Genomic DNA, 22926 nt, shown 5'->3' with positions numbered 1-22926 from the left:
CGTAAAAGGGGAAGCAATGGCGGAAAACAAAGACAAGCAGTCCCTGGTCAGCCTCATCTTCAGTGCTCCTTTCCTGCTCGGCCTGGTCGGCGTGGGGTGCATGGTCTACGGAGTGGCCGAAGGGTTCAAGGTCATGCAGTTCTTCTTCGGGGTCTGCATCGTGCTGGGTAGCGTCGGTCTGTACTTCATCAGGAAAAAGGACTGGGACGCGCATTGGGCCGAGATGGATCAGGCCAGGCAGGCCCAGGAGAAACGGCTGGCCGAAGAGGCGGATAAGAAGAAATAGCGGCCGCAAGGCCAGGTGAAAATAGAAAAGGCGGGGGATGCGTTCCCCCGCCTTTTTTTATGGTTGCCGATCGGTAGTTGTTTCCGCACGCGTGGTGGCATCTCCCTCACCCGCCCTTCGGGCACCCTCTCCCGGAGGGAGAGGGGATAGAAGCAAGGAAGCGTGTGAGGGGTGCCCATCCTCCCTCTCCCGGTGCCCATCCTCCCTCTCCCGGGAGAGAGGGGATAGAAGCTATGGAGCGTGTGATGTGAGGGGGGCTGTCCATCCTCCCTCTCCCTCTGGGAGAGGGTAGGGGTGAGGGATAGAGCGCTATCCTGCTTTAATGCGCCGCGCCGGGGGGAAGGTGCTTCTGCGGCTTCTTCAACAGAAGCAGCAGCGGAATGATCACGACGAAGGCGATCCCGACGATGAAAAAGATACGGTTGTAGGAGAGCATGTAGGCCTGCCTGACGACCTTGCCGTAGATGATGGCGAAGGCTCCCTTTTCCGCTGCCATCTGGTCCATGCCGCGCCCCATCAGGGCCCCCTTCAGCATGGCGATCTGCGACTGCGCCTGCGGGTTGTACGGATTCACGTGGGCAACCAGGCTGGTCTGGTAGAACTGCGAGTAGCGCGCCAGCAGCGTGGCGGAAATGGCGATGCCGACGCTGCCGCCGATATTCCTCAGCAGGCTGAAAATCCCGGTAGCGTTCCCCATCTCCTCCTTGGAAATGGTGGCCAGGGTCACCGTGGTGAGCGGCACGAAGATCATGGCCAGCCCGATGCCGAGCACCACGCGCGGCCAGACGAAGTCCGGGTAGGCGGCCTCCAGGGTGAACCCCTGCATGATGTGCATGGAGTAGGCGGCGATGATAAGCCCGGTGAAGACGACCTTCCTGCCGTCGTAGCGCTGGATGATCGCCCCTACAAACGGCATGCAGATGAGGGTGGCGATCCCCCCCGGCGCGAGGACCATGCCGGCCATGGTGGCGTTGTACCCCATGAGCGTCTGCAGGAAGAGGGGTATCAGCATGATCGAGCTGTACAGGCAGAAGCCGACGGCGAACATCACCAGGTTGCCGGCGGAGAAGGAGACGTTCTTGAACAGGCGCAGGTTCACGATCGGATGCGGGTGGGTGAGTTCGACGTAGACCAGCGCCGCCAGCGAGACGGCGGTGAGCACCGAGCAGGCGACGATGAAGCCGGAATTGAACCAGTCATCCTGCTGTCCCTTGTCCAGCACGATCTGCAGCGCTCCGAGCCCCACCGTCAAAAGCGCCAGGCCCCAATAGTCGATGCTGACCTTGCCCCGCTTCAGGTAGCTCGGGTCGTAGATGAAGAAGGTGGCCATGACCACGGCGATGATGCCGATCGGGATGTTGATGTAGAAGATCCAGCGCCAGCTCATGTTGTCGGTGATCCACCCCCCAAGGGCCGGGCCGATGATGGGGCCGAACATGGCGCCGACGCCGAAGATCGCCATCGCCATCCCCTGCTGGTAGGGGGGGAAGGTTTCCATCATGATCGCCTGGCTCATCGGGATCAGCGCGCCGCCGGCTGCTCCCTGGAGCACCCTGAAGAAGATGAGCAGCCCAAGCGAGGGAGCGGCGCCGCACATGAGGGAAGCGAGGGTGAAGAGGGTGATGCAGGTTATCAGGAAGCGCTTGCGGCCGAACATGCGCGCCAGCCACCCGGTCATGGGGAGCACGACGGCGTTGCTCACCAGGTAGGAGGTGAGCACCCAGGTGATCTCGTCGGTCCCGGCGTTGAGGCTTCCCTGCATGTGCGGGAGCGCAACGTTGGCCACCGAGGTGTCGACGATCTCCATGATGGCGGGAAGCATCACCGTGATGGTGATCAGCCACTTGTTGATGTTTTTTTCTTCAGAAGTCTTCATCTAACCGCCAGAGGATGTTCACCCTGTTCATGCCCCTACTGCCCGAACCCGACCACCTGCCCGAAGGTCTTCCCGGTGAGAATGGTCGGGACGACGCTCATGCCGACGCGCAGCAGATGCTCGGGGTCGCTCTTCCTGTCGATGGCGATGCGCACCGGTATCCTCTGGGTCACCTTCACGTAGTTGCCGGTGGCGTTTTCAGGGGGGAGCAGTGAGAAGGCCGCTCCGGTACCCGCCATGAGGCTCTCGACCTTCCCGGTGAAGTGGCGGCCGGGACAGCCGTCCACGGTGAAGTCGACCTCCTGTCCCGGACGCACGTTGGTCAACTGGCTCTCCTTGTAGTTCGCCGTGATCCAGGCGTCCTCCAGGGGGACGATTGCCATGAGCGCCTGCCCGGGCTGCACGTAGTTCCCCACCTCCACCCCTTTCCTGGTCACGTAGCCGTCGCTGGGAGCCACGATCCGGGTGTAGGAGAGATTGAGCTTCGCGGTCTCCAAATCCCCCTGCTTCTGCGCGACCCGGGCGTCCTTTGAACCGCTGCCGGACATGCCGATCATGGCCTTGGCGCGATTCTCCGATTCCTGCGCTTCCCTGACCTGGGCCTGGGCCACCTTCTGCGCGGTCCGGGCGCGGTCCAACTGCTCCCTGGGAATGACTTCCTTCGCGTAGAGCGCCTCGGCGCGCTTCAGGTCGAGGTTCGCCTGGTCCAGGCGGGCAGCGGCGAGCCCCACGTTGGCGCGCGCACTCTCCACCTCCGCGTAGTCGCCGGAGGTTTCGTTCTTGGCCATCTCCAGGGAGGCGGCAGCGCTCTTCAGTCGTGCCTGGTAGTCGCCCGGGTCCAGTTCGACCAGGAGATCCCCCTTGTGCACGAACTGGTTGTCCACCACGGCGATCCGCTGCACAAGGGCCGGGACCCGGCTGGCGACCGAGTGGACGTGGGCCTCTACGAAGGCGTTGTCGGTCTCTATGTGGGTTTTGCTGCGCACCCACTGGCGGACGCCGAAGAGGGAGCCGACCAGTATGAGTATCAAAAGGACGATGCCGCCGCGCTGCTTCTTGCTCAGTCCGCCCTTTGCGGGTGCCGTTGTCGGTTCAGTTGTTTCATCTGCCATGTGCGTATCTCCGGTACCGGGTGCGGCCGAGCATCGGGTCGCAGTCCCGTCGATGGTGTTGGTGGGGCGGTTACAGCTCGCCAGTCGCCCTCTTGACCCTGGCTGCGGCGACCTGGAGGTCGAACACGCTGCGGTAGTAGTCGGTCCTGGTTTTGGTCAGCAGCGTCTGGGCATCCACCACTTCGGTCGCAGTGCCGACGTGCTCCTGGTAGCGGTCCTTGGTGATGCGCAGGTTCTCAACCCCCTGGGTGATGGCCTTCTCGGCGACCTTGATCCGGGCGTCGGCGACCTTCAGATCGTTCACTGCCATGGCGTATTCGAGCCTCGTCCTATCCTCCAGATCCCTCAGTCTCTCCTCATCCCTGGAACGGGCCTGGACCGCCTGCCTCACCCTTGCTGCGGAAGCGGGGCCATCGAAGAGGTTCACCTTGAAGCCGACGGTCACCGCTGTGATGGCCTGTTCGCGTACCTTGCTGTTGGAGAGGTAGTCCACGCCCAGCTTGGCGAAGAATTCGGGGTAGTGGCTGGTCTTGGCCTCCGTGACGGCGAACTCGTCTGCGCCGAGGAGAGCCTTCTGCGCGGCGATTTCCCCCCGACTGGAGAGGTCGGGTTGAGCGCTCGTACTCGGCAGTTGCGGGAGTTGCGACTCGTCCTTCAGTTCGGCCCGGAAACCGGGTGCCGCGCCGGTGAGGTAGTTCAGGAGCAGCCAACCGTTCTCCACCTCGTTCTGCGCACTAAGGACGTTCTGGCGGCTGGAGGCGACGCGCACCTCCGCCTGCAGCAGGTCGTTCCTGGTGACCACCCCCTCGTCGAAGAGCGCCTGGGCCGTCTTCTGGTGCGATTCCATCTGCACCACCTCGTCTGAGGCGGCCTGCACCAGTTTCTGCGCGGTCATGATCCCGTAGTACGCCTGCACGACCTGCAGGAAGAGCTCCTGCTCGTTCCCCGAATAGGAGTAACGCGCTGCCTCGCCGCGCATCCTGGCGATACCCTCGTTGGCCCTGGTGCGGCCGAAGTCGTACAGGGTCTGGTAGACGCTGAAGTTGAAGAAGGGATAGCGAGGGTCCTGGGTCTCCTGGGAGTTGGTCCCGAACTTGAAAGCCTGGGCCTTGGCCTGGGCGACGTAGCCCCCTTGCAGGTCGATGCGTGGCAGTCTCGTGGAGCGGGCCACGTTCACCTGCTCGCGGGCGATCTCCACCTCGTGCGAGGCCGATTTGAGCCCTTGGCTGGTGGCGGCGGCGCGGTCGAGGGCCTCCCTGAGGGTGAGGGTCTGGGCATGGGCCGTGTTGGCTTCCCCACAGCAGAGCAGAGCCAGCAGAACAATGACTAAATGCATGAAAGCTCCAAAATCTAATTGCGGATCTTTTCCAGCAGGGATTTCAAGGTCTCCACCTCCTGCGGCTCGAGCTTGGCGATGAACATCTCCTGGGCCCGCAAGGCGAGGGGGGCCAGGAGCGGTTCCAGTGCCTTCCCCTTTTCGGTGAGGCAGATACGGTAGGCGCGGCGGTCGACCGGGTCGGTCTTTCGGACCACCAACCCCTCCTTTTCGAGCCGGTCGATGAGACCGCCCATAGTGGTACGGTCTATCTGGCTTTTTGCTGAAAGCAGCGCCTGGCTGAGGCCGTCCTCCCGCCAGAGAAAGCCAAGAAGGCCGAACTGCTGCGGGGTAAGGTCGTGTTCCTCGAAGTGTTCCTTGAAGATGAGGCAGGCACGCTGGTATGCCTTCGCCAACAGGAATCCGACCGTCTTTTCGATATCGATGGGGGGGGACTTCGTTTCGTCCATGGCTCTTCCCTCGTAACGGTTGCTGCTTAACGGCATGATTTGCCGTGCAAAATGAACCTGCGGCAGGGTGATCATTATGCATATAATCAGTATGCTGTCAATAACCCAAACCGGGCCTGCACAGCCGGACCAAGACCGTGGTCGAGGCTGCTGCACGGTGTTTCAGCATACTGATAAATATGCCTCTTATCTTAGTGGTTTTTTAGCAGAGCGGTGTGATGTTCGGTTAAAAAGTCTGATACCATTACAGCCGTCGCACGGCTCTTCTTTTGCCGAGCCGGAACAACTGTGACAACGGAGATCGCAATGCCAAAGATCGACTACCTGAAACAGTTAAAGCATCTCTACGCCCCTTCCGCAAAGCAGGTGGAGATTGTCGAGGTACCGGCCCTGAACTACCTCATGGTCGACGGTGCAGGCGACCCGAATACCTCGCTGGCTTTCAAGGAGGCAGTGGAAGCGCTGTTCACGCTTTCCTACACGCTCAAGTTCATGGTCAAGAAGGGACCCCGTGCCATTGATTACCGAGTGCTGCCGCTCCAGGCTCTCTGGTGGGCAGACGATATGTCTGCATTCATCACGGGGGACAAGGGAGCCTGGAAATGGACTGCAATGATCATGCAGCCCGAGCTTGTCACCCCGACATCGGTAGAAGAGGCCGCGCAAGAGGTGCAGCGGAAGAAGAAGGTTGCAGCCCTGCCTCGGGTGCGGCTTGAGGCCCTCGAAGAGGGGAGAGTCGCTCAGATCATGCACGTCGGCCCGTTCTCTGAAGAAGGGCCTACCATCGAGAAGGTTCATGCCTTTATCGAGAGTTGTGGCAGTAGGAGGGTGGGCAAGCACCACGAGATTTATCTCAGCGACATGCGCCGGGCTGCGCCGGAGAAATGGAAAACGATCGTCAGGCAGCCGATGGCATGATGGAAGGTGAAGTAAAGCCAGTTTCTGAAGCGGAGGGAAGTATGAAAGTATTTCAGCGGCTGATCGTAGCAGTGATGCTGTTTCTGTTAACCGGCTGCTTTCAGGTCAGTACGGTGGTTCGCGTTAATCCCGACGGGAGCGGCACGGTTGAAGAAACCATGCTGCTGAGCAAAAAGGTGCTCGCCAAGCTTGACGAAGCCATGCGCGGCCTGGGTGGCGGCGCCGGCAAGAGCAACCCCTTCGATGTGTTCCAACCCGACGCCCTCAGGAAACAGGCGCAAGCTATGGGGAAGGGGGTAACGTACCATTCCGGTAAGAGTGTGGAGACCCCTGAGTACAAGGGATACCAGGCAACCTATAATTTCAGGGATATCAACGCCCTGAAGCTTCCGCACCGAAAGAACAGCGGTTTCGGTGCAGGCGGAGCCGGCAGTGAGCCGGGCACCCCCTTCGTCAGCTTCCACTTCAAGAAGGGAGCGACGTCGACTCTGACCATGGTTTTCGCCAAGTCACAAAACTCTGCCATTGTCCATGCAGCGCCGTCCCCGGCCCAATCCGAAAAAGTGACCGTCGTTGCTGAAAATCCTCCTGAAGTTTTCACTCCCCCCTTGCAGACCGCTTCGGATGTGGAGGATGCCCCGGAAATCTACTCTCCCCCCGGTCAACCAGACGAGAAGACGAGGGAGCTTGTTGAAATGTTCATGGGGATGAAGTTCAGTCTCGCGGTCGAGGTGAATGGCACTATACTCAGCACGGACGCGACTCATCGCGACGGCAACCGTCTCACCGTTTTCGAGATGGATATGGCCCGGCTTGGCAGCACTGAACCGTCCGACCTGGAAAAACTGCGTCAGATGCGCTTCGAGTCTCTCGATGAAATAAGGGAAGCAGTGAAGGCGATCCCTGGTATCAAGTTGGAGCTGAAGGACGAAATGACCGTGGTGTTCACGAAAAATCAGAAGTGACAGAGATAGCCCTGCCTGCTTCAGTCGACTACTGCCCGCCTGCTGGGCTTAATTAGCGTTCTTTACTTTTGCGGCGCCGATGTTATCTTGTAACGGGCTGGAAATCTTCATTTCTGCTCCTGTTCAGGAGGTCGGCATGCGGATATTGATCGCAGAAGACGACCCGACCATACGGCAGATGATGGTTACACTGCTGTCGCGGCTGGGCCACGACTGTCTGGGTGTCGACAACGGGCGCGAAGCCGTGGGAAAGTGGGAGCAGGACGGTTTCGATTTTATTTTCATGGATGTACAGATGCCCGGGATGGACGGACTGAGCGCCACAAAGATCATCAGAGGGAAGGAAGCGGTAAAAGGAGGGCATATCCCGATCATCGCCCTCACTGCCCATGCCCTTGAGGAAGACAGGCAGCAATGCCTTGATGCCGGGATGGACAACTACCTCTCCAAGCCGTTAAACCTCGATTTACTGCTGTCATTTCTGGAACAGGACTACCCGCCGCAAACGAAGTGACCCTCCCAAGTTACCTCCACCACGTTACTCACCAACTTTCATTCACTTCCTCTTCAGCGGCACAGTCCGTAACGCGTCGTATTCCAGGCGCTAAAGTGGCGGTCGGCGCCCCTCGACTCTCCGGGGGAGGGACGCCTCGGCAAATCACCTGGAAAGCATACTCTTTCGCCGCACCTGGTTTTTGTCCGACAGGGACTCCGTGAGGTGTGTCTCCGGCTTCGGGCGACAAGGTTCCATGTCACCGCGGTTTAATTTGCCGTTCATTATGGTATGTTAACGTGGCTTGATACTCGTGGTTTCTTGCAGGGCACAGAGGTAATTCGCATGAGTAAAGATGGCGCGAATGACATGGATTCCAGTCGCTTGCAAAACTTTGATCGGCTCCAGGAGCAGATCTTCCCCGAACAGGTTCAGCAACTGTACCGGCTTGCGCCTGCTGGACTGCTGGCGACGGCCGTGAACTCAGTGCTGGTTTTTTTCGTGCTGAAGGACGTTATGCGGCTAGGCCACCTGGTCATCTGGTTGACGATGATCCTCGCGGTCACGCTCTCGCGAGCCTTTCTCATCTTCGGCTACCTGAAAAGTAGACGCGAGCCGTCGCAGGCTCGTCTTTGGGCCAACAGGTTCCTGGTCGGGCTTTTGATGACAGGCGGGTGCTGGGGGAGCATCGGGGCGCTTCCCTATACCAACGGGGAACTGGCGCACCAGGTATTCCTCGCCTTCGTGCTCGGTGGCATGGCTGCCGGGGCATCGTCGACTTTCGCAACGGTGCGGCTTGCTTTCCCCGCGTTCGCGGTCCCGACCCTCACGCCTCTGGCCCTGCACTTCGTCCTGATGAACGACACCTTCCACTTTGTCATGGCCGCCATGGTCGTCCTGTTCGGCGCGTTGCTGTGGCGGATTTCATTGCATAACTACGGGATCAACCGCACTTCGCTGCTGCTTCGATACGAGAACAGGGAGGTTATAGAGACGCTGGAGCGCTCCAAGGAACAGGTGGAGCAACTGAACGTGCAACTGATTGGCGAGATCGCCGCCAGGCGCATCGCCGAGGAGGAGCTCAGGAGTCAACAGGAACAGCTCGAACAAGAGGTGAAGGACAGGACCGCGGCCCTGAGAGAGAGCAACGAGCTGTTGCTGCTTGAGATCGAGGAGAGGAAACAGTACGAGGCTGCCCTGCTGGAGACCGGGAAGCGCCTGGCCGTCGCTCAGAAAAACGCGGAGGCCGCCAACCGGGCCAAGACCGAGTTTCTGGCCAACATGAGCCACGAGATGCGTACGCCGCTTGCGGGGGCGCTGGGGATGATGAAGCTGGTTCTGGACATGGATATCGGAGCTGAGGAGCGAAACCTGCTCGAGATGGCGAAGCGCTCTGCAGATTCGCTGGTGAGGATCATCTCGGACGTCCTCGACTTTTCGCGTATGGAAGCCGGCATGATGACCTTCGAGCACAAACATTTTTCGCTTCAGGGAGTAGTGAAGTCGGCGCTGGAAGTTGTCTGCGTGGTGGCTGAAGAAAAGAGGCTGCGCCTGATTTCAGAGATCACCCCGACGCTGCCTGAAGTGATAACCGGCGACGAGGGGAGGCTGCGGCAGGTGCTGGTGAATCTGCTGGGAAACGCGCTGAAGTTTACGGAGCAGGGCGAGATAGAGCTGAAGGTGAGCCCCGCGGGAGCGGCGGGGGAGGAGGGGATGATCCTTTTCTCGGTGCGCGATACCGGGATCGGCATTCCGGATGACCAGCTGGAGAGGATCTTCGGCAGGTTCACCCAGGTCGATTCGTCCCTGACCCGGCGGCACGGGGGGACCGGGCTTGGGCTTGCTCTTACCCGCCAGATCGTCGAAAAACTGGGGGGACGGATCTGGGCTGAAAGTTGCGAAGGCGCAGGAAGCACCTTCTATTTCACTCTTCCTATGCTACTGCCAGCCCATGAAGAGAAGCCTCGCTGAAGTCGCCCCGCCTGCGTGATCACGCCTTCCGCGGTAGGCGCCCCTTTTGATACTTACCTTGCGTGGCACTACCTGCCACCCTTCATTATTGTCCAGCCTAGCGCATGGCAATCTTTTGCCGACTGCTCCCCTGATTTTCCCTCGGCGCCACCTTCTGCTGGGGGGGCTGTTTGAAAGGGGGGAGGCGATACAGTCTCTGGTACATCTGCATGCTGCTCACCACTTTCTTCACGTATTCGCGTGTTTCCCTGAAGGGGATGCTTTCCACGAACTCGTCCTCGGGAAGGTCGCCGTAGCCTTTCTGCCAGCGCTTCACGTTCCCCGAGCCCGCGTTGTAGGCAGCGACGGCCAGGGTGAGGTTCCTGCCGTACAGCTCAAGCAGGTCCTTCAGATGCTGCGTCCCCAGCTTGATGTTCAGGTCGGGGGTGGTGAGCCGCTTGGAATCACCCTTGGACATCGCCTCGGCGGTGGAGGGCATGATCTGCATCAGGCCGACGGCGCCCACGGGCGAGAGGGCGGCCGGGAAATAGTTGCTCTCGGTACGCATCACCGCGTACACCAGGCTCTCCGGGACCGCGTGCGCTGCCGCATTCTTGGCGACATCGTCGCGGAAGGCGAGCGGGTAGGTCACGCCGAGGAGGGTGGCGCTGTCCTTGTCGCCGCGCCTGGGCTTTTCGTTGGCCATGGTATGGTAGGCGCCGTTGTAGTTGCCCATCTCCAGGTACAGCCTGGCGATCCCAGCCGGGTTCTTCCCCTTCTTAGAAAGAGAAAGTTCGCGGGCGGCCTCCTCGTAGAGCCCAAGGGTGATCAGCGCCTTTTCGCGCTCGAAGCCGGACGGCAGGGGGAGCAGCTCCGCCATGTTCTTCGGGGGCTGCGGCAGCGCGTCTCCCGCTTGGAACTGGTTGCTGATCAACGCATAGTATCCGGTCGGGAATTCTGAGGCCAGGGCGGTCAATGCCGCTTGCGCCCCTTTGTCGTCGCCGGTCAGGGTGAGAGTCTTCGCCAGCCAGTACAGGGCCTTGTCTCGGAGGTCCTCCCGCTCGGCCAGCTTCCTGAACTGTGCGGCCGCCTCCTGGTAGTCACGGGCCTGGTAGCTGCACCAGGCGGCCTCCCACACGACGTTGCCGTTTTTCTGGCTGGGCGCCATGACAAGGTACTTCTTGAACAGCGGCACCGCCTCGCTCCAGAGTCTTTGGAAGCGTTTCAGGTAGGCGGCCTCGAGCATCGCCTCCTGGGCCACGACGCCCCCCTTGGGGTCCTGGGCCAGCTTCAGGAAGAGCTGGAAGGCCTCGTCGCCCTTGCCCGATTTGTCCAAGGTCCGCGCCAGCCAGAGATCGGCCTCGGCGTTTGCCGGTAACGAGCTGAAGGTGCTTTGGGCCTGCTGGTACCGCTTCGACTTGTACAGTGCCTGCCCCTTCTTGAACTTCACCTTGCGGACGAACTCCTCGCTTTCGCCGCTCAACGGAATCTCGGCCAGGGCCTCCGCCGCCTTCAGGTGGCGACCCAGGTCGTAGAGGGTGCCGGCACGCTTGAAGAGCTCGGCGCCGCTGTAGGGTTCGGCCTTGATGCCCGCCGCAGCGAGGTTCTGAAGCTCGATCGCTGCCTTGTCGGCGTAGGGGGAGGCGGGGTAGACCAGGTAGATGTTGCGCAGCACGGCCGCGGCAGCTGTTGTGTCGCCGAGCTTCATCCTGCAGAGTGCGGAACCGAAGATGGCCGAGATGGAGTCGTTGCCGGAGGGGTAGCGCTCGACGAAGGTGGCGTAGCTTTGCTGCGCTTCTTTGGGGTAGCCTGCCGCCGCAAGGGTGTCGGCGTAGAGGATAAGGGCCTGGCGCGCCAGGCGGCTGTCGGCGTGCTCCTTGAGCAGTTTGTACAGGGGGGGGAGAGCCTGGTCGTGGCGCTGCAGTTTGGAAAGTGCGAGCCCCTGGTAGTAGAGCGCATAATCGGCCAGCAGCGGGTATCCCTCGGCTGCGGCGGGGAGCTGCGCTGCTGCCTCTTCCCACTGTTCCATCTTGGCGGCGGCCATCCCGGCCATGAAGGAGCGAAGCGCCGGGTCGTTGATGGAAAGGGCAGCCTCGCGGGCGCCACGGAAATCCTTGACTTGCATGCGCTGGGCTGCTGCGCTGAGCGAGACGTCGGGCTTGTTGAGGTTGACGGCTGAGGCGGGAAGGGTGGCGTACAACACGATCGCTGCTGCTGCAATGGTACGGCAAAACATGGCTACTCCCTGTCGTTGCAAAGGCTAACCCCGTATTTGTACCGAACCGGAGCGCAAAAGGCAATTCAAAAGCAACCGTTGCAATGCATGATCTTCCGGTAATCCCCTCTCCCCGGGTCAATCCCACTCCAGTCCCTCTCCCGCTGGGGTAGTCCCTTTCCCCGGGTTAGTCCCTCTCCCCTTGGGAGAGGGTGCCCGGAGGGCGGGTGAGGGGTCGTGCCGGCTGCTGTCATGTCGCCCCTGGCGGCTCCCTCACCCTGACCCTCTCCCGACGGGAGAGGGGATGTGGACCCCGGTAATCCCTCTCCCCACGCGAGAGGGGATGTGGACCCGCTTGGCGGAATACTCTGTCTTCAGGGAAGTAATTGATTCATTGCTTTTCCCGCCTCTCCTTGACTTTCTATCGACCCTTCTGCATTATCCAACGATGTTGATATCACTATTGTTCCCGAAAAGGTTCTTCTATGCGCAAAGGTAAAGACGCGATCCTGAGGCTGCTCGGCAAGGGGGAGCCGGTACCCTACCGGCAGATGCTCAAGGCCCTCAACGTATCCCGGCACGAGCGAGGGCGCCTGGACGACATGCTCGATTACCTGGTCGAGACCGGGGAGATCGCCAAGCTTCCCGGCCGCATCTACACCGTGGCCGGTGCCAGTGACACCCTGCGCGGCAAGCTTTCCACCCACCGGGACGGCTACGGCTTCGTCATGCCCGTGGATGGCGGCGAGGACCTCTTCGTCCCGGCGCGCTACCTCTCGGAATACATGAACGGGGACATCGTCGAGGCGCAGGTCGTGTCGACCAGGCGCGACGGCAAGAGGGAAGGGCGCATCACGGCGCTCGTGCAGCGCGGCGTCACCGAGATCGTCGGGCGCTTCGAGGCGGTCGGCAAGGCGGGACGGGTGATCCCGGACGATCCAAAGCTCGGGCGCGACCTGTTCGTCACCCCGGGACCGTCCGGCGGCGCCTCCAAGGCGAAGGACGGCCAGATCGTTCTGGCCCAGATCACCTCGTACCCTTCGGGTGCCCGTCCCCTCGAGGGGCGCATCGTCGAGGTCTTGGGCGAGGCCAACGACCCGGAGGTGGAAGCCCTCACCGTGATCAAGAAGTACGAACTCCCCCACGTCTTCGACGAGAAGGTGATGGCCGAGGCGGAAAATCAGCCCCAGGAGGTGACCGAGGAGGCGCGGCAGGGACGCGTCGACCTGCGCGACCGGCTGACGGTTACCATAGACGGCGAGACCGCGCGCGACTTCGACGACGCGGTTTCCGTTGCGCGCGAGGGGGACAAGATCCGGCTCTGGGTCTCCATCGCCGACGTGTCGCACTACGTCGCCGAAGGCTCTCGACTGGATACCGAGGCATACCTGCGCGGGACCTCGGTCTATTTCCCGGACCGCTGCATCCCCATGCTCCCCGAACAGCTCTCCAACGGCATCTGCTCGCTTAACCCCCAGGTGGAGCGCCTCACCATGACCGCCGAGATGCTCTTCGACTCGGCCGGGGCCCGGGTGGACCAGAAGTTCTACACCAGCGTGATCAAGAGCGCGGCGCGGCTCACCTATACCACGGTGAAGAAGATACTGGTGGACCAGGACGCCGAGGCGATCGAGGCGAACCGGCACCTGGTCGCCGATCTCAAGGTGATGGAGGAGCTGTCGCTCCGGCTTAACGCGGTGCGGGCGGGGAGGGGGAGCATCGACTTCGACCTCCCGGAACCGCAGATCATTCTGGACCTGCAGGGGGAGACCACGGCCATCGTGCGCGCGGAGAGGAACCTCGCGCATCGGATCATCGAGGAGTTCATGCTTGCGGCCAACGAGGCCGTCGCGCACTTCCTCGAGTCGACGCCGGTCCCCTCGCTGTACCGGGTGCACGAGAACCCCGACCCGGTCAAGCTGCAGGACCTCTCCGAGTTCGTCTTCGGCTTCGGTTACACCCTCGCGGTGCTGGACGAGAAGGTGAACCCGGCCGCCCTGCAGAAGCTGCTGGCCGAGGTGGCGGGAAAACCGGAGGAGCGGCTCATCAACGAGGTGCTTTTGCGCTGCATGAAGCAGGCCCGCTACAGCGCCGAGAATCTCGGCCACTTCGGCCTGGCCGCCTCGTCCTACACCCATTTCACCTCCCCCATAAGGCGCTACCCGGACCTCGTGGTGCACCGCATCCTCAAGCGGGTGCTCTCCGGGAAGATGAAGGGGGTGGACAAGGACCGCCTGGAGGCGCGACTCCCGGAGACAGCCCTGCACACCAGCAAGCGGGAGCGCGTCGCCATGGAGGCGGAGCGCGAGATGGTCGACCTGAAGAAGATGCAGTTCATGCGCGACAAGATCGGGGAGGAGTACGACGGCTACATCACCGGCGTCGCCCCCTTCGGCCTCTTCGTCGAACTCGTCGATCTCTTCGTCGAGGGGATGGTCCCGGTCGCCACGCTCCCCCAGGACTATTACGTGCACCTTGAGAAGAGCCATGCCCTGGTGGGGGAACGAAGCCGGGCCATGTACCGCATCGCCGACAAGATCAGGGTGAAGGTGGCCGCGGTTAACGAGCCGCGCAAGCAGGTGGAATTCGCGCTGGTCGGCACCCTGGAAAAGCGTCCCATCGAGCCGATCGCCGACGTGCGCAACGCCTACCAGCGCATCCCGATCAAGGGTAAACGCCCCAAATCCAGACGGCGCTGAAAGCTGTTGCGCTGCCTTTCTTCGCTGTGGTATAGAATTAGTTTGGCTCTACCCCGGCATTAATTAGGAGAAACGCGTTTTATGGTTGAAGAAAAGGTACTGCCGTTCATGGAGCACCTGGTTGAACTCAGGAAGCGGCTTATCGTCTGCGTGTTCGCCATTATCATAGGTATGGGGGTCGCCTGGAACTTTTCCACCGACCTATTGAAGTTCGTGGAGCAGCCGCTCACCGGCAAGACCTACCTGTCCGACATCAAGAAATCCCTCTACGAAAAGGTGAAGCAGAGCTACCCTGAGGCGTACCAGCGCATGAAGCTGGGCGAGGAGCACCCGGTCGCGGAAAAGCCTCGCATGCTGAACTACAGCGCGCCGCTGGAGCCGTTCTTCGTGCAGTGCAAGATCTCCATGCTGGCCGGCCTGGTCATCGTGCTCCCGGTCCTCTTCCACCAGTTATGGCTCTTCGTGGCGCCGGGGTTGACGCGCAAGGAGCGGCGGCTGGTGGTTCCCTTCGTAACCACGGCCTCCCTCGCCTTCTGCACCGGGGCGATGTTCTTTTTGATCATCATCTGGCCGGTGATCATCAACTTCTCTCTCTCCTACGAGGCGAGCGGGCTGCAAAGCTGGTACAACATCTCCGCCTACATCAACTTCTGTCTGCGCCTGATCCTCATGTTCGGGCTCATCTTCGAGCTGCCGATCCTCGCGCTTCTTTTGGCCCGCTTCGGCATCGTCAACTACCGGATGCTCGCCACCCGCAGGAAATACGCGCTTCTGGCCAGCGCCATCGTCGCCGCCTTCCATGCGGACCTGGTGACCATGTTCGTCATCATGATCCCGCTCTATCTCATGTACGAGATCAGCATCTGGGTCGCACTCCTTTTCGGGAAGAAGAAGGTTCCCAAGGCGGACGTCGAGCCGGTCGAGGCCTGAGGATCGAAGCCGTTCATGGTCATTTTTAAAAACGTTTCCGACATAAAGGGAAAACTGCGCCGCCCGGTGGTGACCATCGGCAACTTCGACGGCGTGCATCTCGGGCATCGCGAGATCTTTCGCAGGGTGAGGGAGCTCGCCCGCGAGATCGGCGGCGTCTCCGTGGTGATCACCTTCGTGCCGCACCCCCTGAAGGTGGTGGCGGCCCACAGGGAGGTGCGCCTCATCACCACCAGCAGGGAGAAGGAGGCTCTCATCGAGGGCTCAGGCATCGACTACCTGCTGGAGATCCCGTTCGACAAGGCCTTCGCCTCGATACCCGCGGCCGAGTTCGTGCAACGGGTCCTGGTCGACGCTATCGGCCTGGAACGGCTGGTTATCGGCTACGACTACGCCTTCGGGCGGGGCAGGGAAGGGGACGTGGGACTTCTGAGGGAACTCGGGACGCGCTTTGGCTACAGCGTCGAGGAACTGCAGCCCATCTCCGACGGCTCCACGGTCTACAGTTCCACCGGGGTGCGCAGGCTGGTGAGTGCCGGCGACGTCTCCGGCGCCTCGCTCCTTTTGGGGCGGCACTTCTCGGTGACCGGAAAGGTGGTGCACGGCCACGAGCGCGGGCGCAGCCTGGGCTTTCCCACCGCCAACATCGAGACCGAGAAGGACCTGATCCCGTCGGTCGGTGTCTACGCGGTCAAGGTCTGCCTGGGAGACCGGCTCCTGGACGGCGCCTGCAACGTCGGCCCGAACCCGACCTTCGGCAACGACCGCCTCTCCATCGAGGTGTTCCTGCTCGATTTCGACGGGGACCTGTATGAGCGAGAGATCACGCTGTTCTTCATCGAGCGGCTGCGCGGCGAGAAGAGGTTTGCCAGCCTCGACGAACTGAAAACCGCCATCGCGGCCGACGTGGAGCGTTGCCGCGAGATACTCCGGGAGGCCCGGCCGGTGGCGTCGGAGAGCGGCGGCGACTGGGACTGCATCGCCCGGCCGAGCGCGGGCACCCCGCAATAACCGGCAAGACCCGGAGACAGGAGCCAGATATGTTCACAGGAAAACTAGATAAAAAGCTCTTGCTCGGCCTCGCCATCAGCGCACTCTGCCTCTTCTTCCTCTTCCGGAAGATCGATTTCCACAAGATGGCCGAGGCCTTTGCCGGGCTGGAGTACGCCTACCTGGTGCCGGCGCTGCTACTCACCTTCGTCAGCTACTACCTGCGCGCCGTGCGCTGGAAATTCCTGCTGCTCCCCATCAAGAAAACCGGCATGGGCAACCTGTTCACGTCCACCCTGATCGGCTACATGGCCAACAACCTGTTGCCGGCGCGGCTGGGGGAGCTCGTGCGCGCCTACTCCCTGGGAAACAAGGAAGGGATCGGCACCAGCGCCGTCTTCGCCTCCCTGGTCCTGGAACGGCTCTGCGACGGCTTCACCGTCCTTTTGGTCCTTCTGGTCACCTTCTTCACCATCAAACTTCCGGCCGGGATGGAAGGGATCCAGCGCGGGCTGGTCACCGGCGGCTACGTCACCTTCGCCCTGTACCTGGCCGTGCTCACCTTTCTCTTCCTGCTCAGGCGGCACACGGAGTTCACCCTCGGTCTGATCGCGCGTCTTTTGCGCCCGGTCGCGCCGCGCCTTGGGGAGAAGATGGAGGCCGTGCTTCGCTCCTTCATCTCCGGCATCCGCTTGCCCGGCGACGTCCGCGGGGTGGTCGGCATCCTGGTCAGCTCGCTTTTGGTCTGGTTCACCGCCATCTGGCCGGTGGACCTGATGCTGCGCGCCTTCGGCGTCTTCCTCCCGGCGACGGCGTCCATGTTCATCATGGTGTTCCTCGTCTTCGCGGTCATGGTGCCGGCCTCCCCGGGGTTCATCGGGACCTATCACCTTGCCTGCGTCACCGCCCTGTCGGCCTTTCAGATCGGGAGCGAGCGTGCCTTGAGCATAGCCATCGTCCTCCACGCCATGGGCTTTTTCCCGGTCACCGTCGCCGGACTCTGCTGCCTTTGGCGGGACAAGCTTTCCATCAGGAACGTCGAAAATACCTCCCAGGAGCAACTGCGTGAACAATAACGGAATCCTCGGCAGGCTGGACCACTTCGCCATCCTGTCCTTCAGCATCCCCTTGTTCATCTACCTTTTGACACTCGCCCCCACGGTGACCTTCTTCGACAGCGGCGAGTTCCTGACCGCCATCGCGTCCCTCGGCGCCGCGCACTCCCCGGGGTACCCGCTGTTCATCAACTACGCCAAGCCCTTCACTTTCCTCCCCATCGGCAGCATCGCCTTCAGGATAAACTTCGCCACCGCGGTCTCGGCGGGCCTTGCCTGCTACGGTGTCTACCTGCTCACCGTCAAGTTCCTGGAGGGGGAGGATACCTCGTGGGGAGTGAGGTTCCGGGAGCTGACGGTGAAGCTCTCGGCCTTGGCCGCGGCCGTCACCTTCGCCTTTACCGCGAGGCTTTGGCTGCAGTCCAACCACGACAAGCCGTACCCGCTGCTCGCCTTCATATGTGCGGTTGTCTTCTACCTGATGCTTTTGTGGCGGGAGAGCTTTCTCGCCGGAGACGAACGCCCCGCCTACGTCTACCTCGGGGCCTTTCTCTGCGGGCTCGGTGCGGGGGCGCACCAGATCATGGTGCTGATGATCCCCACCTACGCCTTTTTGCTCTGGTCCGCGGACCACCGCGTCATCCTGCGCTTCAAGGAGTTCTTCATCGCCTTCGCCTTTGGCGTGCTCGGCTTCGGCATCCACCTGCACCTGGTGGTACGCGCCTTCCAGCACCCGGTTCTCAACTGGGGCGACTCCAAGAACCTCGAGCAGTTCCTCTGGAACATACTGCGCAAGGGGTACCCGAACGAGAAGCCCAACCGGGACCTCGGCCTGCTCTGGTCGCAGCTGAACGCCTTCAACATACCCTTCGAGTTCACCGCGGCTGGGATGGCGCTTTTGATCATCGGCCTGGTGGTCTTCTTCTCCAAGAAGCGCGAGCTTGTGCTTGGCTACCTGATCGCCCTCGGCTCCTTCCTGGTGGTGATCGTCGGCTGCTTCAACACCCCGGGGGAGATGATCTTCCTGACCGAGGAATTCTTCACGCCGCTGTACCTCCTCTCCGCCGTCTTCATCGGGGTAGGGCTGTTCACCCTCTTGAAGGAGGCGGCCCAGCGCCTCCCCGACTCGGTGCCGCTGCGCGTCGGGCTCATCGCGCTTCTTTTCTCGTTGCCGGGCACCATCTTCGCCCGCAACTTCGTGGAGAACGACCAGCACGACAACTACATCGCCTTCGACTACGCCAGCAACACGCTCCGATCGCTGCCGCAGAACGCGGTGATGTACACCTGGGGCGATTCCGGCGCGTTCCCTCTCTGGTACCTGCAGGGTGTGGAGCGGATGCGCGAGGATCTCGACCTGCCGCACACCCCGCACCTGGTGTTCGACTGGTACCTGGACAGCATGCCGCGCCTGTTCAAGAACACCCAGCTGCGCCAGGTCCCGATGGAGCAGCGCTCCCCTAACAACACGCTCATCATGTCGGTCATGGAGCAGTCCGGCCGCCGCCCCGTCTACGTGGACTTCTCCACCAAGTACTCGATCAACTTCAGCAACTTCGTCCTGCACCAGCGCGGCATCACCTTCCGGCTGGACAGCCCGAACGTGCCGCAGTCCCCCCCCGACCTGGACGCCTGGCCCATGTACTCCCTGCGCGGCGTCCTTGGCGACCACGACATGTTCTTCCGCGACCTCGACACCGGCAAGGCGATCCTGATCTACGCCGCCGCCCTCATCGAGTCCGGGGAGATGCGCCTGAAGATGGGGCAGAGGGAATCCGGCATCCGCGACCTCAAGACCGCGGCGGCCATCTCGCCCGAGAACAGGCCGCAGATCGACGACCTGCTGAAGGCGAGCGGGGTGCAGTGATGGCGATCACGGGAAAGACCACGGTAACCGGGATCATCGGCTGGCCGGTGTCCCATTCGCTCTCGCCGGTACTCCACAACGCGGCGTTCCAGGCGCTCGGCCTGGACTGGATCTACGTTCCCTTCCCGGTTGCGCCCGAGCGTCTCGCCGCAGGTGTTGCCGGGCTGAAGTCGGTTGGCGTGGCCGGGTTCAGCGTCACCATCCCCCACAAGGTGGCCATCATCCCGCTCCTCGACCAGGTCACCCCCGAGGCCGAGCTGATCGGCGCGGTCAACACGGTGGTCGCGCGCGACGGTAGCCTTACCGGGTACAACACCGACGGCATCGGCCTGATCGCCGCCCTTCGCGAGAAGCTCTCCTTCGAACCCGCCGGTAAGAACATCCTCGTACTCGGCGCGGGGGGGGCGGCCCGCAGCGCCGTGGTTTCGCTTGCCCTCGCCGGGGCCGCCGGCGTCACCGTCGCCAACCGCTCTCCCGACTCGGCCGCCGCGCTGGTGCAACTGGTCGCCGCACGCCTGACGCAGACCGAGTTCGCGACCCGGGGGCTCGGGCTTCTCTCCGATCCGGGCTTCATGGGATCCTTCGACCTGGTGGTCAACACCACCTCGGTGGGGATGGCGGGGGACTCCTTCCCCGGCCTCGCGCTTTCCTCACTAAAGTCGGGGGGGGGTATTTACGATATGGTCTATGCGCCTCCGGTCACCCCGCTGCTCGCCCAGGCCTGCTCGCTCGGCATTCCCTGCGCCAACGGCTTCGCGATGCTGGTGGCACAGGGGGAGGCTGCCTTCAGAATCTGGACCGGGGCCACGCCACCCAAGGGGTGCATGGAAAGCGCTCTGACCGCGGTTCTTCAGGTTTGAGCAATTCCTTGACATTAAGGCAAATACAAAATACCATTCACAGGTTATTAACCCCCTGAGGTAGCTATGCACGTAAGCAGACTGGGTGAACTGCTGGTCACAAACAACCTGATCACCAAGGAACAGTTGAAGCAGGCGCTCGTGGAACAAAAGGCTGCGGGTGGCCAATTGCGTCTTGGCTCCATTTTGGTTCGGGATGGTCTGATCAACGAGGCGGATCTCACCTCTTTTCTCTCCAAACAGTACGGTGTTCCGACCATCAATCTTGCCGACTATGAGGTCGATGCGGCCGTCGTAAAGATCATTCCCGCAGAGACAGCCCACAAGTACCAGATCGTGCCGGTGAACCGGGCAGGTTCCACGCTCATCATCGCCATGAGCGACCCCAGTAACATCTTCGCCATCGACGACATCAAGTTCATGACCGGCTACAACGTCGAAGTGGTCGTGGTCGCCGAGAGTTCCATCAAGGCAGCCATCGACAGGTTCTACGACCAGAGCGCCTCGCTCGCCGACGTCATGAGCGACCTGGAGATGGAGGACCTGGAGGTCATCGGGGACGAAGAGGACATCGACGTCAGCTCCCTGGAGCGCGCCACCGAGGACGCCCCGGTCGTCAAGCTGGTGAACCTCATCCTCACCGACGCCATCAAGAAGAAGGCCTCGGATATCCACATCGAACCCTACGAGAAGTACTTCCGGGTCCGCTACCGCATCGACGGCGTCCTCTACGAGGTGATGAAGCCCCCCCTGAAGCTGAAAAACGCCATCACCTCCCGCATCAAGATCATGAGCGAGCTGGACATCGCGGAAAGGCGCCTGCCGCAGGACGGCCGCATCAAGATCAAGCTGGGTGGCGGCAAGGACATGGACTTCCGCGTCTCGGTGCTCCCCACCCTGTTCGGGGAAAAGATCGTTCTGCGTCTTTTGGACAAGAGCAACCTGCAGCTGGACATGACCAAGCTTGGGTACGAGCCCGAGGCGTTGTCGCACTTCCAGCGGGAGATCCACAAGCCTTTCGGCATGGTGCTGGTTACTGGCCCTACCGGCAGCGGCAAGACGGTTTCCCTTTACTCCGCGCTCTCGGAGCTGAACAAGGTCACCGAGAACATCTCCACCGCCGAGGACCCGGTCGAGTTCAACTTCGCCGGCATCAACCAGGTGCAGATGCACGAAGACATCGGCCTGAACTTCGCCGCCGCCCTGCGCGCCTTCCTGCGCCAGGACCCGGACGTCATCATGATCGGCGAGATCCGCGACTTCGAGACCGCCGAGATCGGCGTCAAGGCGGCCCTCACCGGCCACCTGGTGCTCTCGACCCTGCACACAAACGACGCCCCCTCCACCATCAACCGTCTGCTCAACATGGGCATCGAGCCGTTCCTGGTCGCCTCCGCGGTGAACCTGATCACCGCCCAGCGCCTGGCGCGCCGCGTCTGCGGCGAATGCAAGGTGGTCGAGGAAGTGCCGGTGCAGGCCCTGATCGACGCCGGCCTCCCGGCCGAGCAGGCCCCGTCCGTGGTCTGCTACCGCGGCACCGGCTGTCCCAAGTGCAACGGCACCGGGTACAAGGGGAGGGTGGGCTTTTACCAGGTCATGCCGATGCTGGAGCCGATCCGGGAGCTGATCCTAAACGGCGCCAACACCGCCGAGATCAAGCGGGAGTCGATGCGCCTCGGGGTCAAGACCATGCGCCAGTCAGGCCTCACCAAGCTCATCGAAGGCGTAACTTCATTCGAGGAAGTCCTGAGGGTCACGGTGGCCGATGACTGACCCCACGAAAGACTAAGCAGACGAGGTATTCATGATCAACTTTCATCAAATGCTCAAGGAACTGGTGGAGAGGGGCGGCTCAGACCTGCACATCACCACCAATACCTCGCCGCAGATCCGCATCGACGGTAAACTCACCCCGATGGACGTCCCGCCGCTCACCGCGATCGAGACCAAACAGCTCTGCTACAGCATCCTGACCGACGCACAAAAGCACAGGTTCGAAGAGGAAAACGAGCTGGACCTCTCCTTCGGCGTGAAGGGGCTGTCCCGTTTCAGGGGAAACATCTTCGTCCAGCGCGGCGCCGTGGCCGGTGTCTTCAGGGTCATCCCGTACAAGATCCTCACCTTCGAGGAGCTGGGACTCCCGCCGGTGGTCAACCTCCTGTGCGACAAGCCGCGCGGCCTGATCCTCGTCACCGGGCCTACCGGCTCCGGCAAGTCGACCACGCTCGCCTCGATGATCGATCACATAAACGTGAACCGCCACGACCACATCGTCACCGTCGAGGACCCGATCGAGTACCTGCACCCGCACAAGGGTTGCATCGTGAACCAGCGCGAGGTGGGAGCCGACACCAAGAGCTTCAAGCACGCGCTTAAGTACGTGCTGCGCCAGGACCCCGACGTGGTCCTTATCGGCGAGCTGCGCGACCTGGAGACCATCGAGGCGGCGCTGACCCTGGCCGAGACCGGTCACCTCTGCTTCGCCACGCTACACACCAACTCCTGCGCCCAGACCATCAACAGGATCATCGACGTCTTCCCTCCCTACCAGCAGACCCAGGTGAGGACCCAGCTCTCCTTCGTGCTGGAGGGGGTCATGTCCCAGACCCTGATCCCCAGGGCCACCGGCTCGGGGCGCGCTCTGGCGCTGGAGGTGATGGTACCGAACCCCGCCATCAGGAACCTGATCCGCGAGGACAAGGTGCACCAGATCTACTCCCAGATGCAGGTGGGCCAGGAGAAGTTCGGGATGCAGACCATGAACCAGTGCCTGATGAGCCTTTTGTCCCGTCGTCTCATCACCGTGGACGACGCCCTCGGCCGCTCATCCGAGCCCGACGAACTGAAGCAGATGCTCGCCCCCGGTTCGGGCTCGCAGATGAGGCGCCCGCCGCAACGATAGCAGCAGCCAGACCCGGCCAGCGC

Annotated in this window: 18 protein-coding genes; 13 read left to right on the top strand and 5 right to left on the bottom strand. The window is 61.9% G+C overall.

What is annotated here, in order from left to right; all coding sequences use genetic code 11:
• Window positions 1-16 precede the first annotated feature (16 nt).
• Window positions 17-286, top strand: a complete 270-nt coding sequence (locus tag KOM00_RS07065) for a hypothetical protein (RefSeq protein WP_216498212.1) — start codon at window positions 17-19, stop codon at window positions 284-286.
• Window positions 287-605: 319 nt separating this feature from the next.
• Here KOM00_RS07065 and KOM00_RS07060 read toward each other — a convergent pair whose 3' ends face one another.
• From KOM00_RS07060 to KOM00_RS07045, 4 genes are all read right to left on the bottom strand, one after another.
• Window positions 606-2162 (bottom strand): DHA2 family efflux MFS transporter permease subunit, encoded by a 1557-nt coding sequence (locus KOM00_RS07060; RefSeq protein WP_216498211.1) that lies wholly within the window; start codon window positions 2160-2162, stop codon window positions 606-608.
• A gap of 35 nt (window positions 2163-2197) precedes the next feature.
• A complete protein-coding gene (locus tag KOM00_RS07055) occupies window positions 2198-3274 on the bottom strand; it encodes an HlyD family secretion protein (RefSeq protein ID WP_216498210.1) in 1077 nt (358 codons plus the stop codon).
• Between the two features lie 70 nt (window positions 3275-3344).
• A complete protein-coding gene (locus KOM00_RS07050) occupies window positions 3345-4610 on the bottom strand; it encodes a TolC family protein (RefSeq protein ID WP_216498208.1) in 1266 nt (421 codons plus the stop codon).
• Between the two features lie 14 nt (window positions 4611-4624).
• Window positions 4625-5059 carry a MarR family winged helix-turn-helix transcriptional regulator gene (locus KOM00_RS07045; protein ID WP_216498207.1) on the bottom strand — a complete coding sequence of 145 codons (435 nt, stop codon included), beginning with the start codon at window positions 5057-5059 and terminating at the stop codon, window positions 4625-4627.
• Window positions 5060-5365: 306 nt separating this feature from the next.
• On the opposite strand from KOM00_RS07045, the gene KOM00_RS07040 reads away from it, so the two are divergent.
• From KOM00_RS07040 to KOM00_RS07025, 4 genes are all read left to right on the top strand, one after another.
• On the top strand, window positions 5366-5977 hold the full coding sequence (locus KOM00_RS07040) for a GyrI-like domain-containing protein (RefSeq protein ID WP_216498206.1): 612 nt from the start codon (window positions 5366-5368) through the stop codon (window positions 5975-5977).
• On the top strand, window positions 5944-6942 hold the full coding sequence (locus KOM00_RS07035; RefSeq protein WP_216498205.1) for a hypothetical protein: 999 nt from the start codon (window positions 5944-5946) through the stop codon (window positions 6940-6942). The genes KOM00_RS07040 and KOM00_RS07035 overlap by 34 nt, the downstream gene beginning before the upstream one ends.
• Window positions 6943-7078: 136 nt before the next feature.
• Complete coding sequence (locus KOM00_RS07030) at window positions 7079-7456, top strand: response regulator (protein ID WP_216498204.1); 378 nt, start codon at window positions 7079-7081, stop codon at window positions 7454-7456.
• Window positions 7457-7819: 363 nt separating this feature from the next.
• The gene (locus KOM00_RS07025; protein ID WP_236026791.1) at window positions 7820-9406 is read left to right on the top strand and encodes a sensor histidine kinase; all 1587 of its coding nucleotides are present in this window, start codon (window positions 7820-7822) and stop codon (window positions 9404-9406) included.
• A gap of 97 nt (window positions 9407-9503) precedes the next feature.
• On the opposite strand, the gene KOM00_RS07020 is transcribed toward KOM00_RS07025, so the two are convergent.
• Window positions 9504-11621 (bottom strand): lytic transglycosylase domain-containing protein, encoded by a 2118-nt coding sequence (locus KOM00_RS07020; protein WP_216498202.1) that lies wholly within the window; start codon window positions 11619-11621, stop codon window positions 9504-9506.
• 464 nt (window positions 11622-12085) lie between these two features.
• Between KOM00_RS07020 and rnr the strand changes: the two genes are divergently transcribed.
• From rnr to KOM00_RS06980, 8 genes are all read left to right on the top strand, one after another.
• Window positions 12086-14299: a ribonuclease R gene (gene rnr / locus KOM00_RS07015; protein WP_216498201.1), complete on the top strand. Its 2214-nt coding sequence runs from the start codon at window positions 12086-12088 to the stop codon at window positions 14297-14299.
• 81 nt (window positions 14300-14380) lie between these two features.
• Complete coding sequence (tatC, locus tag KOM00_RS07010; protein WP_216498199.1) at window positions 14381-15229, top strand: twin-arginine translocase subunit TatC; 849 nt, start codon at window positions 14381-14383, stop codon at window positions 15227-15229.
• A gap of 15 nt (window positions 15230-15244) precedes the next feature.
• Window positions 15245-16240 carry a bifunctional riboflavin kinase/FAD synthetase gene (locus KOM00_RS07005; RefSeq protein ID WP_216498198.1) on the top strand — a complete coding sequence of 332 codons (996 nt, stop codon included), beginning with the start codon at window positions 15245-15247 and terminating at the stop codon, window positions 16238-16240.
• Between the two features lie 29 nt (window positions 16241-16269).
• Entirely contained in the window at window positions 16270-17295 is a 1026-nt protein-coding gene (locus KOM00_RS07000; protein ID WP_216498196.1) for a lysylphosphatidylglycerol synthase transmembrane domain-containing protein, read from the top strand.
• Entirely contained in the window at window positions 17285-19141 is a 1857-nt protein-coding gene (locus KOM00_RS06995) for a glycosyltransferase family 117 protein (RefSeq protein WP_216498194.1), read from the top strand. Before KOM00_RS07000 ends, KOM00_RS06995 begins: the two co-directional genes overlap by 11 nt.
• Entirely contained in the window at window positions 19141-20001 is an 861-nt protein-coding gene (aroE, locus tag KOM00_RS06990; RefSeq protein WP_216498193.1) for a shikimate dehydrogenase, read from the top strand. Before KOM00_RS06995 ends, aroE begins: the two co-directional genes overlap by 1 nt.
• 66 nt (window positions 20002-20067) lie before the next feature.
• A complete protein-coding gene (gene pilB, locus KOM00_RS06985) occupies window positions 20068-21774 on the top strand; it encodes a type IV-A pilus assembly ATPase PilB (protein ID WP_216498191.1) in 1707 nt (568 codons plus the stop codon).
• A 31-nt stretch (window positions 21775-21805) separates the two neighbouring features.
• Entirely contained in the window at window positions 21806-22903 is a 1098-nt protein-coding gene (locus KOM00_RS06980; protein ID WP_216498190.1) for a type IV pilus twitching motility protein PilT, read from the top strand.
• Window positions 22904-22926: the final 23 nt, after the last annotated feature.

This window comes from Geomonas diazotrophica (assembly GCF_018919385.1).
Taxonomy (GTDB): domain Bacteria; phylum Desulfobacterota; class Desulfuromonadia; order Geobacterales; family Geobacteraceae; genus Geomonas; species Geomonas diazotrophica.
Note: the sequence above shows the minus strand (reverse complement) of the source record. Positions and strands in the feature narration are given on the sequence as shown.